Origin of the sequence: Thermoplasma sp. Kam2015 (assembly GCF_003205235.1) — an archaeon.
Classification (GTDB): Archaea; Thermoplasmatota; Thermoplasmata; order Thermoplasmatales; family Thermoplasmataceae; genus Thermoplasma.
The window spans coordinates 1-1839 of sequence record NZ_QJSM01000010.1 but is presented as its reverse complement, the minus strand read 5'-3'; the positions used below and the strand labels follow the sequence as shown (position 1 = coordinate 1839).

At 47.7% G+C, this 1839-nt stretch carries 1 protein-coding gene, 1 tRNA gene and 1 pseudogene; 1 reads left to right on the top strand and 2 read right to left on the bottom strand.

From position 1 onward, the window contains the following. Positions 1–154: 154 nt before the first annotated feature. A pseudogene (locus tag DMB44_RS09730) lies at positions 155–598 on the top strand (tyrosine-type recombinase/integrase); the annotation flags it as partial. A 97-nt stretch (positions 599–695) separates the two neighbouring features. Here the strand turns inward: DMB44_RS09730 and DMB44_RS00895 are convergent. Together DMB44_RS00895 and DMB44_RS00890 are read right to left on the bottom strand one after the other, a co-directional pair. Beyond that, positions 696–769, bottom strand: a tRNA-Lys gene (locus DMB44_RS00895). Positions 770–918: 149 nt separating this feature from the next. Then, the gene (locus DMB44_RS00890; protein WP_110640185.1) at positions 919–1464 is read right to left on the bottom strand and encodes a dephospho-CoA kinase; all 546 of its coding nucleotides are present in this window, start codon (positions 1462–1464) and stop codon (positions 919–921) included. Positions 1465–1839 lie beyond the last annotated feature (375 nt).

Below are 1839 nucleotides of genomic sequence, written 5' to 3'. Positions count from 1 at the left end.
TCAGAAGCCTCCTGGTCGACGCGCGGATCTGGATCGTGGTGGGCCTGTCCACCGGCTCAGGCTCCGGCAGATTGAACATGCCCTGCTCTTCAAACAGAACCCTGTCCGTATCCGGGTCGACGATCTTAATGAGGATGCCGTCCAGGCCGAGGCCATGCAGCGCCTGATGGCCGTGGCCTCGAGGGATCCGCGCAGGAAGGCCGTGTTCTACCTCCTCTTCGGCTGCGGCCTGCGCCTCCGAGAGATCTGCGATCTCCGCATCGAGGACATCCATCCGGACAGGATACGCGTAACCGGCAAGGGCCAGAAGGTCAGGGACGTCTACCTGCCGCCGGAAGTGTACGATGCGCTCATGGAGTACCTGTCCGTGAGGGCGAACACGGATCAATACTACGTCTTCACCACGAAGAAGAGAAGGATGAGCTACAACTTTCTGCGCATGCTAATATACGATGTGGCCAAGCAGGCAGGCGTCAGGTTCCACCCGCACATGGCTAGGCATACGTATGCATCCGTGCTTCTGAAGAACGGCGTCGATCTTTTCTACGTGGCGAAGATGCTCGGCCACTCGGATCTGTCGTCCACAGAAATATATCTGCATCCGTCCCAGGACGAGGCCATCAACGCGGTGAAGGCGGCGTTTGCGGGCATCTTCCCGGGAACTGAAGCTGCAGGTTCCAGAGGAACTGTATCTACGGGTCCGAGGGGATTTGGACCCCTGACCTATGGATTAAGAGTCCATCGCTCTACCTAGCTAAGCTACGGACCCACAATGCAAGAGCGGATTAAATCGAGCGATAAAAACTTTCCCATATTTTAGAGTATAGTTTACAGGCTTTCCTCTGATGCAACCCCGTCTAACAGTTTACCCCTATTTATGCTGTTGAGTATTTCCAACTTTTCGCTTTTATAAAAATATTATGCCCTGTTGCTGACAGAAAATTTCTCCGTCAGCAATTTTCTACATCTCTCATGGAACACTTGAAGCGTGTCATCATTCACTATCATGTAATCCGCAAGTGCTATGACGTTGCCTATACCCCATGACAGTTCCCTCATATCGCGATCAATGAGTTCATCCATCGTTCTTATATCATCAGGCCTATCTCTCTTGAGTATCCTGTCGAATCTATCTTTTCTGCTTGCGAAGATAGCAACCACATATGGATTCTCAGAAAATCTGGAAAAATACTGAAGTTCCTCATAATTACGAAGGCCGTCTATAACGGTGTGGCTATCATCAGTTATCTTCTGTGCGGTTCTTACAGCCCAGATGTCCATGCCATACTTCTTTCTTTCAGAGGTGGCAAAATTTCCAATTTCATGGTCTATCTCTGGTACTCCAGATCTCTTTGCAAATTCTCTGACCGTGTTGCCCATGTGCAGATCGACGAAGCCCAGGCTCTTTGCAACCTTTACAAATTCATCTTTGCCAGCCCCAGGCATACCAGTGACTACTATCATTTCCCTGGCGTATTGTTAGACATGATATGAAATTTCGTCTGAGATGATGCCACCGTATTCATGATGCAAAAATGCTATAATGTGTCCTAAAAATAAAGTTAAAGTTAAAATTATTGTTGAAGGAAGCTGTAAAACTATATTTCTAGACAGGAAATACACGGACTTACATCGATAAGGTTATGGTTTCTGTTAACCATGTTAACATCCACCTCTGGAAGTTATCATCTCCTTGATGCTTAAACTTCGTAGGTATAACCCAATACCCTCTATCCCGTCAAATGCTTCAGGGATTGCCTTTCTTATTGTGTTGTAGGATGCATTCAGATCCGCATGTATTAATGTTCCATTTGCAGACTGGAATACACCCCTCTTTAT